We start from the raw sequence: 17,086 nt of genomic DNA on the forward strand, positions 1-17,086 counted from the left end.
CGGCGGGCCGGCTCAGAGCAGCCCGGCCCGCCGCGCGTGCTGCAGGGTGCCCGCCCGGCTGCTGGTGCCGAACTTGGCGTAGATCCGGCGCAGGTGGGTCTTGACCGTGTTCACCGAGACGCCGAGCGCGTCGGCGATCTGGCGGGCGGTGCGGCCGCTCGGCAACTGGGCGAGCACGGTGCGTTCGGTCTCGGTGAGCAGCGGGGCGGCGGTGCGCTCGGCGCCCGGGTGGGCGCGGAGCGCGGCGGCGAAGCCGTTGTGCTCGGCGAAGGTGCCCGCGTGGTCGTCGAGCAACCCCAGGATGCCCGGTGTCTCCAGGAACGGGCGCACGATCCGCTCCGGCCCGGCCAGCTCCAGCGCCCGGACCAGCGCCGCGCGGGCCTTGCCCGGGATGCCGAGCGCGGCGTGCGCGTTCGCCTCGAGCAGCTGCACGAGCACCGCGTGCTGCGGGGCCGTCGCGGCCGGGTCGCGCCGCAGCGGGTCGAGCAGGGCGCGGGCGAGGTCAGGGCGGTGCAGCCCGGCGGCGAGCACCGCCCTGGCCAGGACGAGGCCGGGCCGGTCGCCGAGTTCGGCGCGGGCGTGGCCGAGCAGCAGCCGGGCGGTGCGCGGGGTTCCGGCGTCGACCAGCATCCGGACCACGTGCGGCAGCAGCAGTTCGGTCGTGGTGCGCTCGGGGAGCGCAGCGGTGTGCAGCAGCGCCGTGACGTGGTGGCGGAGCGCCTCGGCGCGGCGGTGCCGGTCGGCCTCGTCGCCGGTGCCCGCGAGCCCGTCGAGCACGGCCCTGACCCGGCGGTCCGGCTCGGCGGCCGGGTCGGCGGGCCGGGGCGGACGGCCACCCGGCCCGGTGGCGGGCGGCGGCTCGGTGCCGCGCAGGAAGGCGATGTAGGCGGCGGCCGCGTCGGCCTCGCCGAGCGCGCCGCGCAGCCCGGCGTCCGCCGCGGTGGCCGCTGCCGCGGCGGCCCGCTCGGCGCCCGCGGTGAGCCGCCCGCTCCAGCCGAGCACGGCGGCGAGCCGGGATTCCGCGCGCAGCAGCAGCCGGGGATCGGCCGCGACCCGGGCCAGCGCCACCCCGCGGTACAGGTCGTCGACCCCGCCCGCGCTGTCTCCGCGAACCGCGCGGGCGGTGCCGGACTGGACGGCGGTGTAGGCATCGACCCCCGGACTCCCCGACGCCGGGACCACGTCGGGCAGCTGGACGTCGTCGAGCCCGGTGGCCATGGCGAGCGCGGTGGCCAGCGTGGCGGCCAGGATCAGCGCGACCAGCTGCCCGCTCGGCACCGCGGTGCCGTTGCCGGTGCGGCGGCAGGCCAGGTCCAGGTAGGTGAGCGCGTGCGCGGTGTCGGCGCGCTCGACCGCGTCGACGGCGCGCAGTGCCCAGACCGCCGGGTCGTCGGCCTCGACGCCGTGCGCGAGCTCGAGGCCGTCGAAGAGCGCCCGGCCCGCGCCCTGCAGGATCATGCGCAGCGCCGGATCACCGAGGAAGGCGGGCAGCCCGCGTTGACCGTTCTCGCCGAGCACGTGCGGCAGCGCGGCGGCGGGCGCGCCCGCGGCCAGATGCCAGGCGGCGGTGATCCGGTGGCACTCGGCGCCGACCCCGGCCCGCTCCGCGGCGCCGAGCAGGTGCGCGCGGACCAGCGGGTGGTAGCCGAACCAGAGCGCGCCGTCCCGGTACACCGGCGCCAGCGGGAAGTTCTCGCGCAGCAGCCGATCCAGGATCTCCGGGGCGGCCTCGCCGGCCAGCCGCCCGGCCAGCCCGGTGCTGAACCGCTCCGGGACGCTGGTGCGGACCAGGAACCTGCGCACCGGCGCCTGCTGCGGCGCGATGAGCGTGTCGAGGAAGGCGCCCGCCTCGGCGGTCGGGTCGAGCAGCGCGGCCGCCGCCGCGCGGACGTCGCCGCCGCCGTCGAGCTCGGTGGCCGCGATCCGCACCGGGGCCGCCCAGCCCTGGGTGAGGCGGAGCAGCGCGTCCACATCGGCCCGCTCCGGCTCGATTCCGTACCCGGCGAGCAGGTGTGACGTCTCCTGACGATCGAGCGCGAGTTCGGCGGCGCCGATCCGCGTCACCCTGGTCTCCAGGACCAGCGAATGCCAGGCGAGCGGCGGGTCGCGGCGCGCGATCAGCACCAGCGCGGTGTCGGCGGCATGGTGCATGAGGTAGTCCAGCGCCGCCTGCGAACGGGGATCGCTGACGAGATGCGCGTCGTCGATCACCAGCACCCGCGCCGGTGCGGCGGGGCCGCCGGGGGCGGGTCCGCCCGGGGTCACCGGGGGCAGCAGCTCGGCCACCGGCGGACCGCCGGGCGCGCATGTCACCCAGTGCATCTCGGCTTCCGGCGTACTTTCGCCGAACTTGCGGAACCATTCCGCCACGGCCACTGTCTTACCGCTGCCCGGCGGTGCGCAGACCAGCACCACCCGGCGCGGACGGGTGCCTGCCGCGGAATCGAGAATCCGCCGGATCCGGTGCCGGGGAACGGGTTCGAATACGAATTCGGGTGAGAGCGTCATCATCTCCTGCTCGGGGTGGCGAAGATTAGCCGGACACCGCGCCGCGCGACCCCGGTTGGGCCCGGGATCGCGCGGCGCGCAGCGGATTTCAGGACGGCAGCAGCAGGGCGAACGGCGCGTAGTCGCGCACGTGCCCGTCCACCCACTGCCAGACCGTCGTGGTGTCGACGGCGACGCCGTTCTGCAGGCAGAGCAGCCAGCCGTGCTCCGCGCGCACCCAGACGTCGCCGTCGCGGTCGCGGTAGACGCCGGGCGCGGCCGGCTCGGGGGCGGTGGGGCGCGGAGCCGGGGCGACGTCGATGGTGATGGCGGTCATGGGCAACTCCCGTTCGGGTCGGAAACAAATTCTGCGTAATTCTCACGTGCTCGGCTGAACAATTACTTCCGCACCGATTCCGCAGTTCTTCGGAAATTCTTTGTTATCGAGTGTTGACCATTTTCGAATAGCACTGTGACGAAATTCGTGAATAGAGTGTCGGTGTTCTCCGGATCGGCGAGAGGTGAAGGTATGGATTGGCGTAGTGGCGCCGCGTGCACGGGAATCGCGCCGGGGCTCTTCCTGCCCCCGCTGCCGCCGCGCGGCGACCCGAGGCAGGCGCTCGAATATTGCCGTCGCTGCCCGGTTCTCATGGAATGCGCCGAGAGTTCGCTGCGCGCCGGACGGCGGCACGGGGTGGTGGCCGGAGTTTGGCTTTCGGCCGACCCGGGGGCACGCGATGTGCTGCGCGAAATTTCCGCGGGGCGGGTGCGGCAGCGGCGCTGTGTGCGCTGCTGGCGGGTGCTGGATCCGGCCGCGTCGGAGCGGTCCTGTGAATTGTGCGGATTCGCGGAGGTTCCGGCCTGAGCCGAAATCTCGCGTGCGATCGTGTTCGCGAACACAACTGTTACCCACCGTTTGTCAGTTTTGTGAACCGGCGGTAATTTACCGGTCGGTTTATGTTTGCCGAGGATCGGATGTGAATATCCGGCGACTGGAGGGGTGTCGTTTCATGACAGAGGTGCGAGTTCAGGTCTTCGGCCCGCTGCGGGTCGTGCTCGACGGCCGGGCGACCCGACTCCAGGCGGGCAGGCAGCAGGCGCTGCTCGGCAGGCTCGTCCTGGCCGGTGGGACGACCACGCGGGTGGATCGCCTGATCGAGGATGTGTGGGAGGGCAGCCCGCCCGCCCAGGCCGCCTCGGTGCTGCAGGTGCAGGTGCACAATCTGCGCCGCATTCTGGAGCCGGCCAGACCACCGCGGACGCCGGCCTGCGTGCTGGTCTCCGAGGACGGCGGATACGCGCTGCGGCTCGATGCCGACAGCGTGGATTCGTGGCATTTCGAACGATTACTCAACCGCTACGAGCAACATCTGCGCCAGCACGCCGGAACCGGCCCCGCCGAGCGATATCGGATGCTGGACGAGGCGCTGGAGTGCTGGCACGGCGGGGCGTTCGAATCCTTCGCCTCCGCCTCCTGGGCATCGGCCGAGGTTTCCCGGCTGTCGGATCTGCGGGCCACCGCGATGGAAATGCGGGCCCGCGCCGCGCTGGAGATGGGGCTGGACGCCGATGTCGTCGCGGCGCTGCATCAGCTCGCCCGCGACAATCCGGGGCGCGAGGAGAGCGCGCGATTGCTGGCCACCGCGCAATATCGGCTCGGTCAGCAGATCGACGCGCTGGACACCGTGCGGCGCACCCGCGAACATCTGCGCTCGGAATACGGGGTCGACCCCGGCAGGCCGCTGCACGAACTGGAAATGGCGATCCTGAACCATTCGCTGGAACCGGAGACACCCCCGCCCGGCTCCGCGCTGGTGCCGGTCTCCGTGCCGCGGTTGGAGAAACCGCCATCGCGCCCGGCCTGCTATCCGGCCGAGGCGGGCGCCATCCACGCCGCGGCCGAGGCGGCGGCAGCGGGCGACCCGCGACTACTCTGGCTGGTCGGCGCGGCAGGGTCGGGCAAGACCACGTTGCTGACCGGCGTTCTCGGCGAGTTGGCGGCACGGGGCTGGCACACCGCCTTCGCCTCCTGCCCGGAATTGGACGGCGCACCGGAGGGATGGGTCTGGACCGAGCTGCTCGAGGGGCTGCCCGGCAGCGCGGAGGTGCGCGCCGCTGACGGCGTCTTCGGGGTGGTGCGCGCGGTCTACCGGCGCAGCCGCGAACTCGCGCTGCACGGACCGGTCGTCATCGCGCTGGACGGCGCGCACCGCGCCGACGCGGCGACGCTGCAGGGCATCAGGCAGCTCCTGACCTGGCTGCAGGGCGAGGCGGTGCTCGTCGTCGTCGCGGATCGCGGCACCGAGCCGGGCCGACCGGCCGACCTGATCACCGACCGGGTCGAGCTCACCGGCCTCGACCTGGCCGGGACCCGGGAGTTCCTGCGCAACAGCGGCGTGGACATCGGCGACGACGCCCTGGTGCACAGCCTGCGCGAGCGCACCGCCGGAAACCCCATGCAGCTGCGGATCTGGAGTCAGATGATCGCCGCGCGGCCGGACTCCGGCGAGCCGCCGCACCGCATCCGGGCCCTGATCCTCGACGTCGCCGAGCGGCTGCCGACCGGCTCGCTCGCGGTGCTGCGCGCGCTCGCGCTCTGGGGCGGCCCGATCGACGTCGACGCGCTCGCCCGGCTGGCCGAGCTCACCGAGGAGCGGGTGGCCGATCTGCTCGACAACGCCATGGCCGCCTCGCTGGTGCGCTTCGACGGCTCCGGCCGGGTGGCCGTCCGCGACGAGCTGGTGCAGCGCATCGTGCGCGACAGCATCCCGCCCATGCGGCGCAGGCGCATGCACGGCCACATGGCCGAGTTCGCCGCCGACCGGATCGCGGGCGGGGTCCTCGACGGGGCCGGGTCGGCCGCGCTCGCCGTGCACGCGCTGCACGGCAGTACTCCGGCCACCGCGGGCCGGGTGCTGGAGCGGCTCGTCGAGGCGGCGGCGCGCTGCGCCGCGGCGGGCAGGCGGGCCGAGGCGGCGACCCTGTGGCGGGCGGCCGCCGAGCTGAACGGGCGCGCCGCCCCGGTCGATCCGGACGCCGCTCCGGCGGAGCGGGCCGCGCTGATCGACGCGCTGTGCCTGCTCGCCGAGGCACTGGCGCACGCGGGCGACCGGGCCGCCGCGGCCGCGGCCCGCGAACGCGCGCTCGACATCGCCGAGAGCCTGGCCGACCCGGCCCTGGTCGGCCGCGCGCTCACCTGCTGGAGCGCCCCGGTGATCCCCGGTATCCGCTACCGGGGCACCGGCAGCCAGCGGCTCCGCACCGCGCTCAAGAACGCGCTGGCCGAGCCGCTTCCCGGCCACACGAGGGCGCAGCTGCTGATCACCCTGGCCGGCGAGTACGAGGGCACGGGGACCGCCGCGCAGCGGTACGCACACGCGGGCGAGGCGCTGGCGCTGGCCTACCACGCCGGTGACCGGCTGCTGGTGTGCGCGGCGCTGAACGCGGTGGTCTGCGCGCTGGTCGACGCCGGCTCCGCCGACCTGTGCGGCCCGGCCACCGCGGAGCTGAGCCGGGTGGCCGCGCTCACCGAATCGGCCGAGTACCGGGCGCTCGCGCTGTACCTGCGCTTCCTCGACGCGTGCAGGCGCGGCGACCTGGTCGCCGCGGCGCGCTTCGCGCTGGAGGCGCTCGCCGTCGCCGCGGACGGGCACTTCCCCGAGCTGCACCAGGCCCTGCTCTGCTTCGTCGCCACCACCGACCTGATCCGCGGCGACCGCACCGCCGCCGAGCAGCACTACGCCGCCTGCCGCGCGGCCGCGCTCGAGCTCGGCGCCTGGCACGAGGACGCGCTGCTGCTCACCGAGCTCGCCACCGCGTGGGACCGCGACGACCTGACCCCGCTGCGCGCGGTGCTCGAGCGGCGCTACGCGCAGGAGCCGGAGCGCTTCGCCCACGTCTACGCGCTCGCCCTCGCCCAGGCCGGTGAGCTGGAGCGCGCCCGCCCGGTGTTCCGGGAGAACCCGCCGCTGCACCGCGGCCCGGGCCGGCCGCTGATGACCGTGTTCTCGGCCCGCGCCGCCGTCGCGCTCGGCGAGAGCGAGGCCGCCGCACTGCTTTTCGAGCGGCTCACGGCCTGGTCCGGCTCGACGGTCGGGCTCGGCACCGGGTTCGTCGGCCTCGGCCCGATGGACCTGGTGCTGGCCCGGCTGGCCGCGGCGGCCGGGGACGAGGTCTCCGCGCGGACCCTGCGCGACCGGGCAGGCGCCCAGCGCGAGCACCTGCGCGGGATCGCCGAGTCCATCCGGCCGCAGACCGAGCTCATCGCCGCCCGCTGCACCGGACGGCCCGAGCCCGGCTGCGCCTGCCCCGACCTGCACGTCTCCATCGCCTGAGCTGCCCGGATCCGCAGGTCACCCGCAACGGATGATCCCCGGCCCGCCCCGCGTCACTAGCGTCGCCGGGCGCAAGGCACGTATCCCTCGACGAAGGAGAAGCCCATGGCCGGAACCCTGACCGTCTGGAAGTTCCCGAGCGAGACCGGCGCCGAGACCGCGGTCGCCACCCTGCGCGAACTCGAGCAGCAGCGGCTGGTCGCCGTGCACGACGCGGCGATCGTCAGCTGGCCCGCCGGGGCGCCGAAGCCGAAGACGAAGCAGCTGCACAATCTCGCGGGCGCGGGCGCGCTCGGCGGCGCTTTCTGGGGGCTGCTGTTCGGGCTGCTGTTCTTCGTCCCGCTGCTCGGCGCCGCGGTCGGCGCGGGCATCGGCGCGCTGACCGCTTCGCTGGCCGATGTCGGGATCGACAACGCCTTCATCGCCCGGTTGAAGGAGCAGCTGACCCCCGGCACCTCGGCGCTGTTCGTGCTCTCCTCCGATGCCAGGCTCGACCGGGTGCACGAGGAGTTCCGCCACCAGACCGCCGAACTCGTCACCACCAACCTCAGCCACGAGCAGGAGCGGAAGCTGCGCGCCGTCTTCGCCGAGTAGCGGTCAGGGCCGCCGCGGCACGGTGCCGAGGTGCTCGCCGAACCACACCGACGCCAGGTAGGACGACCACATGCCCAGCCGGTCCCGCGGGACCGGCTGGGTGCTCACCGCCAGCTCGGTGATCCGGGTCGGCGCGGGCACCAGCGCCGCGGCAGCGCGGACGCACCGGCGGATTCGTTCGTCGGCGCCGCCGGAGACGAACAGGGTCGGGGCCAGCACCCGGGTCAGGCGGTCGGCGGCCAGGTCGGGCCTGGCGCCGTGCACCACCACGGTGCCCAGGCGCACATCCGGTTCGCCCGCCGTCCAGAGCGCCACCGGGGCATCCGAGCCGACGCCGAGCAACCCCACCGGCATCCAGTGATACGGAGAGCGGGCCAGCCAGTGCCTGACGGCGAGCAGCCGCCTGCCGAGCAGGGTGATATCGAAGATCAGATCGGTCGTCGCCTCGGCGGGGGTCAGCAGGTCCAGCGTCAGCGAACCGAGCCCGCGGTCGGTGAGCTGCCCCGCGATATGGGAGTTGCGCGGGCTGTCCCGCCAGGTGCCACTGCCGTGCGCGACGAGCACCATGGCTCCTGCGCCGTAGGGGATCCGCAGGTGCCCGCGCAGTGCCGTGCCCTCGGCGCGCACGGTGATCTGCTCGTCGATGTCCAGTGCGGTGATCGCCCCGGTGTCCGTCATCCCGTCTCCTCTGTCCGTCTCCGGTGATGGGATCAGTCTGTGCGGCAGCACTTTTCGATCGCTTCCGCGCGGATTCCGGATGCGGAAGAGCGCCTGGCCGATCCTGCGGGCTACGTCGGGCCGCGCCGCCCGACGGCCCCATTCCGGGTGTTTCATCGAGGGTGATCGGTCTGTATCGAGTGCGCGCTAACGCTCATCGGCCCGTCGCGACCTGAGGAACGACACCGTTCATCGGAAAGGCGACGACCATGAGCACTGTGCGCGACAAGAACCCGGATCGGAACGAGCGCGACGAGTTCGATCTCACCCCCGTGCTCGCGCTGGCCGTCAGCGCCTACGGGGCGACCGGCTCCCTCCCGGTGGCCGCGGCCGTCGCCCTCGTGGCGATCGCGGCCCGTCGCGTCGAGATCGGTTGATCCACGGGAATTTCGGCGCGCGATCTAACACCGGAGCCTCGGCCGGGACCTGGATATCGGATGGCACCTCGCTTCCCCCGATCACCCGAGGAGATGGAGACCGTGCTTTGTCCTACGTGGAGCCCCCGGAGAGCACCGGGGGAGGCGCCGACCCGCGATCACCGACCGCCGGGACACCGGCGCGGAACGAAGCCGACTTCGTGGAGCTCTACCGAGACCGCTACCCCCGGCTGGTCAGGACGCTGATCTGCTTGGGAGCGACGAGGCAGATCGCCGAGGACGCGGTCCAGGAGACCTTCCGCGAGTTGTGGTCCGGATGGGACACCGTCCGCAAGCCGGAGCCCTGGCTGCGCAAGGCGACGAAGAACCGGTTCCTCAAGATCTGCGGAATTATGCGGCGGGAACAGGGACTCGATCCCGACCACCTGCACGCCATCCCCGACGGCTCGGCCGAGCGTGAACTGTCGACCTGGGACGACGAGCAGTGGGTGGCCCAGCTGCTCGGCCAGCTGTCGCCCGCGGCGAAGGAGACCGTCGAGCTCATCCTGGCCGACTACAGCACCGCCGAGATCGCTGCCCTCCTCGGCCGCACGCCGAATGCCGTCCGGCAGCGGCTGCACCACGCCCGGAGCCAGCTCGAGCAGCTGCTCGGGCCCGACTACACGATCAGGAACAGACCCGGCCCCGTGCGGCCGCGAGGGGAGGTCGAATGAACCGGGACGTCCGGATCGAGCCGAGCGACGGTGACCGGGAAGCGATCGCGGAGATCGCGGAGCTGTTCGGCGAGATCGCCGAGAGCGTGGCCGCGCTCTACACTCCGGCGCGGATCGACGCCGGGCTCGGGGATCTGCTCGCCGGTCCGCTGCCGGTCGTGGTGCGTCCCGCCGCTCGCCGCCCGGTGCGGCTCGCGGAGTCGCTGGCCGACCCGGCTCGCGACACCCGAATTCGATCCGGGGACGACCGCGTGGCGACCGGGCTGCTGGTCACCGGGTTGCGGGAACTGCTCACCGGGTACCCGGTGCGGAGCTTCGGCGCGGCGGGCTCGGGGATGGTGCTGGAGTCGGTGGCCAAGGTCGCCGAAGCGCTGATCGCCGATCGAGACGAGCGCACGGCGCTGCGGCTGATCCGCGCCGCCGTCCCGCACCTGCGAGTGCTCGGCGGCCACGATCACCGCGGTTTCCGGGTCCGCCGGGCCTGGGCCGAGGCCTGGTCGGAGCTCGGCGAGCACCGGCGGGCCGAACGCCTGCTGGGGCAGCTGCGCGACGACGAGCGGCGGGTGCACGGTGCGGCCGACCCGCGCACCGAAATGCTGCTGCTGTGGGCGCTCGGCGGGCGCGGACGGCTGGCCGAGGCCGCCGCCGGGTTCCAGGCGCTCGCGCTCGACCGGGACACCGATCTGGCCAGGCACCTCGCCTGCAGGCGGAGCTGGGTACTGGGGAAGCAGGGGGCCACCGAGGAGTCCATCGCCGGCTACCGCGGCGTCATCGCGGGCCGGTCGGCGCAGCTCGGCGCCGACGACGCCGAGACCCTCGACGCCAGGCACTCGCTGGCGAAGATGCTGGTCGGCAACGGCGCGGGTGAGCAGGCCGTTCTCCTGCTGGAGAGCCTGCTGGCAGATCGCGCACGGGTACTCGGCGCCGGGCATCCGGACACCCTGGAGTCCGCGAAGTACCTGCACCTGGCTCGCGTCCAGGCGGAGCCGCTGGACGCGCGGCTCCGCGCCCACGCGATCGAGGAGTTGCGCTCGATCCTGCACAGCCAAGCGCTGCGGCACGGCCTCGGGCACCCGACGACTCGGGACACCACGGCCCGGCTCCGCGACATCCAGACCGGCGTACCGCGGTGGAGCGGGCCCGTCGACGCACACCAGGGACAGTGAGGGAGAGAATGAAACTCGGACTACTGACAGCCGCACTCGGCGAGATGTCGCTGGAACAGATCGCCGCCTGGGCGCCCGGCGCGGGCTACCGGGCGCTGGAGGTCGCGGCGTGGCCGGAGGGCAGCGAACACATCCACCAGGCCGCGCACCTCGCCGTCGCCGGATTCGGTGCCGCGGACGCCGCCCGGGTCACCGAACTCCTCGACACGCACGGCCTGAGCGTCTCCGCGGTGACCTACTGCGGCAACAACCTGCACCACGACGGTGTCGAGCGGGACCGCGTGCACCGGCACCTGCGCGCCTGCGTCGACGTCGCCGCGCTGCTCGGGGTGCAGCGGGTCACCACCTTCGTCGGCCGCGACGTCACCCTGCCGGTGGCCGAGAATCTCCGCGCCGCGGAGCGACAGTTGCCACCGCTGATCCGGTACGCCGCCGATCGGGGCGTGCGGCTGCTGGCCGAGAACTGTCCCATGGAGGGCTGGCACCCCGACGGGTACCCGGCCAACCTCGCCTATTCACCCGAGTTGTGGGACTGGATGGCCGAACTCGGCTTCGGCCTCACCTACGACCCCTCCCACCTGCCCTGGCTCGGCATCGACCCGATCGAGGCGCTCGACCACGCGCTGCGGGCGGGGATCGTCGGGCACGTCCAGGCCAAGGACATCCAGATCGATGAGCGGGCCCGCACCCGCTACGGCGTCTTCGGCAAGACGGTGGGGCGCACCTCCACCACCGACGTCGGGTGGTGGCGGTACCGGGTGCCCGGCCGCGGCGAGATCGAATGGAATCGGATCGTCGACATGCTCTACGCCGCCGGCTACACCGGTGACATCGCCGTCGAGCACGAGGATCCGGTGTGGGGCGGGACCCTGGCGAAGACCATCCAGGGCCTCGAGATCGCGGCGCGGACGCTGCGGCCGCTCATCGTCGCCGGGTGAGCGGGCTACGTCAGGGAGCGCACCTCGGCGATGTCGTACTCCGAGACCGAGGCCGCGAGCATCTGCGCGCTCTGATCGTCCCCCGGCCCAGCGCCCCGGAACGCCTCCACCGCCGCCTGCGTTTCCCAGCGCTCCAGGATATTGATCCGCCCGCTGTCGACCAGGTCCGCGCTGATCGCGAAGTCGAGGCAGCCGGGGGCGCGGCGTGCCTGCTCGACGACGGTCACGCATCCTGCCAGGTAGGAATCGCGGTCCGCGGGGTCGACGGTGATGTGGCCTGCGACGATAACCATGTACGGCTCCTTCTCGTGGTGTCGGCTATACCGACGACGGGAGTGGCCGAAGTTCATCGGTGAAAGGGATTCGCGCATGGTCGACAGCACTCCGCGCCGCCTCGGGATGGCGGCGGCGTTCCTCGCGGCAGTGACTTCGAGGACAGCTCGACCTTCGTCCCCGGCAACCTGGTGACCCCGGTGGACGGCGTCGCCACGGTGCGCTGGACGCCGGTCGTTCCTGGCACGCATCGGATCATGGCGTACCAGACATCAGCGGGCGGCCCGACGGTGGACATTCAGGTCGGGACCGGGATCAATACCGGATCGGGGTGTGCGGTGCCGTTCTGAACAGGACGGTTCAGGCGGTGAAATCGTGCAGGAGGAAAGCGATTTCGAAACCGCGTCGCTGCAACCAGTGCGCTACGACCGAGGCCCGGGCCGCCGTCGGATCGTCGATCAGCACCACGCGCGCCCCGCGCACGGCGATGGTCCGGTAGGAGACGCCGAGCAACTGCCCGCCCTCGGCGTTGATCGAGCCGGGCAGGTGGCCCTGCTCGAACTCCTCCGGGGTGCGGACGTCGAGCAGGTAGGTGGTGCGGCCGGGGTCGGCGGCCCAGGCGTGCGCGGTCACCACGTCGATGCGGGGGAAGTCGTCACCGGCGGAGATGGCCCGCACCCGGGCGGCGGCGCGCTCGCGGGCGGCGGCGTCGACCGGTCCGTAGATGGCGGTGGCGCCGGTCTCGAGCTCGAGGTTCCGCTGCTTCCAGGCTTTGGTGCCGTCGTGCAGGTAGGAGACCTTGTTCGGGACGCCCGCGTCGATCAGGGTCTGGGCGCCGATGATGGCGCGGGGGAGTCCGGCGCAGGAGACGACGATGTGGGTGTCGGGGGAGGGGACGACGTCGGCGAGGCGGAGCAGCAGCTCGGCGCCGGGCACGCCGACGGCGCCGGGGACGTGGCCCGCGGTGAACTCGGGGACGGTGCGGGTGTCGATCACGACGACGTCGGCGCCCGCATCCCGGAGCGTCTCGAGCTCGGCGGCGGTGACGACGGGGGTGGCGCGTTCGTCGCGGATGGCGAGCGAGAAGTCCTGGCCGGGGATGTCGAAGGTGGGCAGGTCGTCGGTGCCCGCGCGGGTCCACTCCGGGATGCCGCCCGCCAGCACGTGCACGTCGGTGCGCCCGGCGGCGGCCAGTTCGGCGGCGAGCGCGGCGGCGGCGCCGTCCCCGGCGTCGACCAGGACGGTGCGCACCACCGGGCGCGGCACGAACCGGTCGATCTCGGCGACGACCCGCTCGGCGGGCAGGTTGGTGGCGAAGAGCGGCGAGGCGTAGCCGACCACCTCGCCGGGGCGGATGTCGAGCACCGCCAGCTCCGCGCCGTCGGCGAGCCAGCGGCGCAGCGTGTCGGTGTCGATGGTGTTCGCGGCGGCCGTGCTCGGCTCGATCGAGGAAGTGCTCACGCTCGTACGGTAAGGCCGGTTTCGCGGGTCCCGGCCGGACGGAGCGCGGTCCGTGGCAGTGGGCGGCGGGCTCGAGCTGGGCGGACGCCCCGCGGGCGGTGTTCGAATCACGGTGGTTCGAGATCCGCCAGGTCACAGGGTGTTTCGACCACGATGAACGGCATCGGTGACGTGTGGCCGGGTTGGTTGGCTCCGCCCCGGTAGGGACTGTCGTCGACCCTGGCAGAGGATCCGGGGCGGAGCCGCACCCGGAGCGGAGATGAGCGATCCGCTCCGGGTGCACCCCTCTGTTCTACCGGGCGCGACGGTGAATTCCTGTCCGCTGTTCGCTCGATTCCCCGTCGGTTCGCTATGAGGTAACTGTGGTGCGAGCAGGGAAGCGATTGCAGTGCTCAGAGCCAGCGGCGGACGCGGGCGCGATAGGCGTCGTACTCGGCAGGGAAGCGCTGGTGCAGGTAGCGCTCCTCGGGCACGATCACCAATCGGGTGACGGCGAGCAGTGTCAGCGGGAGCAGGACGAGCGGCCACCAGGTGCCGAGGAGTAGCCCGACCCCGGGAATCACCAGGGCGAGCCCGAGATACATCGGGTTGCGGGAGATGCGGTAGACGCCGGTGGTGATCAGCGCGGCCACCGGCCGGTGCGGCACGATCGTGGTGCGATGCCTGATCACCGCGAGCACCCCGGTGGCTACCGAACCCGCTCCCGCACAGGCGATGACGATCCCGGCGACGCGCAGCGCCGGGTGGGCGGCGGCGAGCGGGAACACCCGGTCGAGCAGTACGCCGCCGACCATGGCCGCGGCGTAGTAGAGCGGCGGCGGGATCGGGACGACGCGGGCGCCGGTCTCGGACGTGGTGGTCGACATGGCATCCTCTTTTGGTAGAGTGAAACTCTATTGAATAGTTGACTACTCTGAGCCGGTGGCTGTCAAGAGGCGGTACGAATCCACGCACCGGCAGGAGCAGGCGCGCAGCACCCGGCTCGCGATCCTGGCGGCGGCGCGCACGCTCTTCGTCGCGCCCGGGTACGGCGCGACCACGCTCGCCGAGATCGCCCGCGCGGCGGGGGTGGCGGTGCAGACCGTCTACAAGGTGTTCGGCAACAAGAAGACGCTGCTCTCCGAGCTGCTCGATCTGGTGATCGCCGGGGACGACGAACCGGCCGCGCTGGCTCAGCGGGAGTTCGTCGCCGAGATCCGCGCCCTCGGCGACGCCCGCGCCAAACTGCGCCGCTACGCCGTCCACCTCGCGCAGACGCACGCGCGGCAGGCCGAGGTGCTGCTCGCGATCGAGAGCGCGGCGAGCGCGGAACCGGACGCGGCCGCGATCCACGCGAAGAACGTGGCCGAGCGCCGCACCGCCATGGGAATGTTCGCGGCCGATCTGGCCGTGACCGGGGAGCTGCGGGCCGAGCTGTCCGACGAGGAGATCGTCGACGTGCTGTGGCTCGCCATGGACGTGCGGAATTTCGACTGGCTGGTCCGGCGGCGGGGCTGGACCCCCGAACGGTTCGCGGAGTGGTACGTCGAGTCGGTGGCCGCGGTGCTGCTCAGCCGGTAGGGCCGCCGGGGCGCGGGGTTCCGGCCGGGTCGGCGCAGGTGTCGGCGGCGGCGAGCTCGGGCGCGAGGAAGATCGTCTGCGCCATCATCCGGTAGCCGGACATGCGCTCCCGGAACACCTCCACCGACTCCTCCGGGTGCACCGAGTCGATCACGGCGTTCGGGCCGACCGCGTTGAACTGGTGGCTGACCCCGCGCGGGATCTGCATGTCGACGAACGAGCACGGCGGCACGATCAGGTTGTGCCTGGTGCGGTGCACGCCGGGCGGGGTGTCGGGCAGGTCGTCGGTGAACTGCTCGGGTGCGAACGGGGTGACGCCGGGAACGTCGGTCACCACGAACGGCGACAGGCTGCCGACCCTGATGCTGGTGTCCGGCCCGGTCATCATGCGCACGAAGCGCAGCCCGGTGTGCAGGTGCATGCGCGAGCAGATGCCGCGCTCGGCGGAGTCGTAGAAATCCATGAGGTAGCGGTCGGCGAAGAAGCCGTCGAAGGGCTTCTCGATCATGTAGACCTCGCCCTCCTCGAAGGTCTGCGAGCGGACGATGCCGTCGGCGTCCGCGGTGGTCGCGGCGGCGCAGGCCGCGGCGGTGCGGACGATCCGCGCGAAGGCGTCGACCACGGCCGCGGCGACGCCGGGCTCGAAGCGGGCGACCGGGGTGACCACGTTGCGGCCCGGATCGGCGAAGGTCGCCAGGTCGTGGATCTCGTTCTCCGCGTCGGCCGCCACCTTGAGCCGGGTCATCCGACCGGCCCGCCCACGTCGAACGAGCGCAACCACAGTTCCAGCGACAACACCAGCCAGAGTTTGCCACCCTGTCGCGGGAGCAGCGCGCCCTCCCCGCGCAGCCAGCCGCGCACGGTGTCCCGGCGGAAGAGCCCGCGGTCGCCGGAGAGCAGCAGGTCGTGGCCGAGGTCGCGCAGCGGGCCGTCCAGCCACTGCTGCACCGGCACCCGCATGCCGCTCTTCGGCCGGTCCACGATGGTGGCGGGCAGCAGGTCGCGCACCGACTCCTTGAGGATCCACTTCTCGCTGGTCCCGGCCAGTTTCAGCGCGGGAGGGGTGGCGAAGGCGCGGTCGATCACCGCGCGGTCGAAGAGCGGGGCGCGGCCCTCGATGCCGCTGGCGGCGGTGAGCCGCTCCACCTTGGTCAGGATGTGGTGGGCGCCCTTGGTGCGCAGGTTGACGTGCAGGAGTTGGTTGAGCAGCGTGCTCATTCGGCCCTGCCGCAGGTAGGGGGCGACGTGCGCGGCCGGGCCCGGCGCGGATTCCAGCGCGGCCAGGGTGTCGGGGGTGAGCAGGGCGGGCAGGTCGGCATAGCACTTGCGGTAGCTGTCGATGTAGGCGCGGGCGCGGGCATCCGGGTCGGGATCGCCGCGGAAGAGCTCGAAGATGAGCATGGGCAGGTTCTTGGGGCCGCCGAAGACCGGGTCGCCGCCCTCGCCGTTGAGCGCGACGGTGGCGCCGTCGGCGGCCACCGCCTCGGCCAGCAGCGCGTTGGGGACGGTGAGCGGGTCGCCGACGGGGGAGTCGAGCAGCCCGACGGTGTCGGCGAGCCGGGCGGCGACGGTCGCGCCCGGCACCGTGAGCACCCGGTGCTCGGTGCCGCAGTGCGCCGCGACCAGCCCGGAGTAGCCGAGTTCGTTGGGCGCGGTGTCGCCGAAGCTGATCGAGTAGGTGCGCACCGGGTGGTCGTGCAGCTTGGCGGCGAGCGCGGTCACCAGGCTGCTGTCGATGCCGCCGGAGAGCAGCACCGCGACCGGTTCGCCCGCGGGCAGCCTGCGCGATACCGCCTGTTCCAGCAGGGCGCGCAGGGCGAGGGCGTGCTCGGCCGCGGGGCGGTCGTCGACGCGTTCTTCCGGCTCCCAGTAGGTGTGCTCGCTGCTGGTGCCGTCGGGGTGCAGCCGGACGCAGCGGCCGGGGAGCACTTCGTGGACGCCGTGCAGCAGGGTTTCCCGGCCGGGGAGGTAGGCGAAGGTCAGGAAGTCGCGGACCGCGGGCAGGTGCAGCCCGGTGCGCAGGGCGGGCCAGCGGCGCAGCGCGCGCAGCGAGGTGGAGGCGGCCCAGCCCGCGGTGGCGCGCGCGTGGAAGAGGGTGCGAGCGCCGACGTGGTCGCGGATCAGCACGAGGTCGGGGCCGTCGGTGACGGCGAGGGCGAACATGCCGTCGGCGGCGGCGACGCCGGGCAGGCCGAAGCGCTGGTAGAGGTGCAGCAGGAGCAGGCCGTCGTGGCTGCCCGGCGGTGGCGCGGCGGCGCCGAGCCGGGCGCGCAGCTCGGCGGTGTTGAAGAGCGTGACCTCGCCGACGGCGGTGAGCGCGCCCGCGGTGAACGGGCCGGCGGCGGTGCCGGGGCCGTCGAGCAGGCCGAGCGCGTGCGGGCCGTTCGTCGCGAGCGGTTCGGCGCCGACCGCGCGCACCTGGGCGGCGGGGTCGGCGGAGGTCAGGAAGGCGCACCAGCGGGACAT

The 17,086-nt window shown here is 73.1% G+C and carries 17 protein-coding genes; 9 read left to right on the forward strand and 8 right to left on the reverse strand.

All coding sequences use genetic code 11. The features are described 5' to 3' along the window. Positions 1 to 12: 12 nt before the first annotated feature. Positions 13 to 2,322, reverse strand: a complete 2,310-nt coding sequence (locus tag LTT61_RS00445) for a LuxR C-terminal-related transcriptional regulator (protein WP_233017913.1) — start codon at positions 2,320 to 2,322, stop codon at positions 13 to 15. Positions 2,323 to 2,596: 274 nt separating this feature from the next. Further along, on the reverse strand, positions 2,597 to 2,824 hold the full coding sequence (locus LTT61_RS00450) for a hypothetical protein (protein WP_233017914.1): 228 nt from the start codon (positions 2,822 to 2,824) through the stop codon (positions 2,597 to 2,599). Between the two features lie 135 nt (positions 2,825 to 2,959). Between LTT61_RS00450 and LTT61_RS00455 the strand changes: the two genes are divergently transcribed. The 3 genes from LTT61_RS00455 (at position 2,960) to LTT61_RS00465 (ending at position 7,415) form a co-directional block, all read left to right on the forward strand. Continuing rightward, positions 2,960 to 3,352: a WhiB family transcriptional regulator gene (locus tag LTT61_RS00455; RefSeq protein WP_233017915.1), complete on the forward strand. Its 393-nt coding sequence runs from the start codon at positions 2,960 to 2,962 to the stop codon at positions 3,350 to 3,352. 145 nt (positions 3,353 to 3,497) lie between these two features. Next, positions 3,498 to 6,821: a BTAD domain-containing putative transcriptional regulator gene (locus tag LTT61_RS00460; RefSeq protein WP_233017916.1), complete on the forward strand. Its 3,324-nt coding sequence runs from the start codon at positions 3,498 to 3,500 to the stop codon at positions 6,819 to 6,821. A gap of 105 nt (positions 6,822 to 6,926) precedes the next feature. After that, complete coding sequence (locus tag LTT61_RS00465; protein ID WP_233017917.1) at positions 6,927 to 7,415, forward strand: DUF1269 domain-containing protein; 489 nt, start codon at positions 6,927 to 6,929, stop codon at positions 7,413 to 7,415. A gap of 3 nt (positions 7,416 to 7,418) precedes the next feature. On the opposite strand, the gene LTT61_RS00470 is transcribed toward LTT61_RS00465, so the two are convergent. Next, on the reverse strand, positions 7,419 to 8,093 hold the full coding sequence (locus LTT61_RS00470; protein WP_233017918.1) for a hypothetical protein: 675 nt from the start codon (positions 8,091 to 8,093) through the stop codon (positions 7,419 to 7,421). A gap of 248 nt (positions 8,094 to 8,341) precedes the next feature. Here LTT61_RS00470 and LTT61_RS00475 point away from each other — a divergent pair, with 248 nt between their 5' ends. From LTT61_RS00475 to LTT61_RS00490, 4 genes are all read left to right on the forward strand, one after another. Continuing rightward, positions 8,342 to 8,509, forward strand: a complete 168-nt coding sequence (locus LTT61_RS00475; RefSeq protein WP_233017919.1) for a hypothetical protein — start codon at positions 8,342 to 8,344, stop codon at positions 8,507 to 8,509. A gap of 200 nt (positions 8,510 to 8,709) precedes the next feature. Beyond that, a complete protein-coding gene (locus LTT61_RS00480) occupies positions 8,710 to 9,222 on the forward strand; it encodes an RNA polymerase sigma factor (protein ID WP_233017920.1) in 513 nt (170 codons plus the stop codon). Then, the gene (locus LTT61_RS00485) at positions 9,219 to 10,388 is read left to right on the forward strand and encodes a tetratricopeptide repeat protein (protein WP_233017921.1); all 1,170 of its coding nucleotides are present in this window, start codon (positions 9,219 to 9,221) and stop codon (positions 10,386 to 10,388) included. The genes LTT61_RS00480 and LTT61_RS00485 overlap by 4 nt, the downstream gene beginning before the upstream one ends. A gap of 8 nt (positions 10,389 to 10,396) precedes the next feature. Further along, a complete protein-coding gene (locus tag LTT61_RS00490; protein ID WP_233017922.1) occupies positions 10,397 to 11,326 on the forward strand; it encodes a sugar phosphate isomerase/epimerase family protein in 930 nt (309 codons plus the stop codon). Between the two features lie 5 nt (positions 11,327 to 11,331). Here the strand turns inward: LTT61_RS00490 and LTT61_RS00495 are convergent, their stop codons facing one another. After that, the gene (locus LTT61_RS00495) at positions 11,332 to 11,619 is read right to left on the reverse strand and encodes a putative quinol monooxygenase (RefSeq protein WP_233017923.1); all 288 of its coding nucleotides are present in this window, start codon (positions 11,617 to 11,619) and stop codon (positions 11,332 to 11,334) included. A 180-nt stretch (positions 11,620 to 11,799) separates the two neighbouring features. Here LTT61_RS00495 and LTT61_RS00500 point away from each other — a divergent pair, with 180 nt between their 5' ends. Next, positions 11,800 to 11,949 (forward strand): hypothetical protein, encoded by a 150-nt coding sequence (locus tag LTT61_RS00500; RefSeq protein ID WP_233017924.1) that lies wholly within the window; start codon positions 11,800 to 11,802, stop codon positions 11,947 to 11,949. Positions 11,950 to 11,959: 10 nt separating this feature from the next. Here LTT61_RS00500 and LTT61_RS00505 read toward each other — a convergent pair whose 3' ends face one another. Next, positions 11,960 to 13,060, reverse strand: a complete 1,101-nt coding sequence (locus LTT61_RS00505) for a rhodanese-like domain-containing protein (protein WP_233017925.1) — start codon at positions 13,058 to 13,060, stop codon at positions 11,960 to 11,962. Between the two features lie 392 nt (positions 13,061 to 13,452). Continuing rightward, positions 13,453 to 13,926, reverse strand: coding sequence for a methyltransferase family protein (locus tag LTT61_RS00510; protein ID WP_233017926.1), 474 nt, complete (start codon positions 13,924 to 13,926; stop codon positions 13,453 to 13,455). 55 nt (positions 13,927 to 13,981) lie between these two features. Between LTT61_RS00510 and LTT61_RS00515 the strand changes: the two genes are divergently transcribed. Next, entirely contained in the window at positions 13,982 to 14,620 is a 639-nt protein-coding gene (locus LTT61_RS00515; protein WP_233017927.1) for a TetR/AcrR family transcriptional regulator, read from the forward strand. Here LTT61_RS00515 and LTT61_RS00520 read toward each other — a convergent pair. Next, complete coding sequence (locus tag LTT61_RS00520; RefSeq protein ID WP_233017928.1) at positions 14,610 to 15,365, reverse strand: hypothetical protein; 756 nt, start codon at positions 15,363 to 15,365, stop codon at positions 14,610 to 14,612. The genes LTT61_RS00515 and LTT61_RS00520 overlap by 11 nt on opposite strands. After that, on the reverse strand, positions 15,362 to 17,086 hold the full coding sequence (locus LTT61_RS00525; protein WP_233017929.1) for an asparagine synthetase B family protein: 1,725 nt from the start codon (positions 17,084 to 17,086) through the stop codon (positions 15,362 to 15,364). Before LTT61_RS00525 ends, LTT61_RS00520 begins: the two co-directional genes overlap by 4 nt.

This window comes from Nocardia asteroides, from assembly GCF_021183625.1.
GTDB lineage: Bacteria > Actinomycetota > Actinomycetes > Mycobacteriales > Mycobacteriaceae > Nocardia > Nocardia asteroides_A.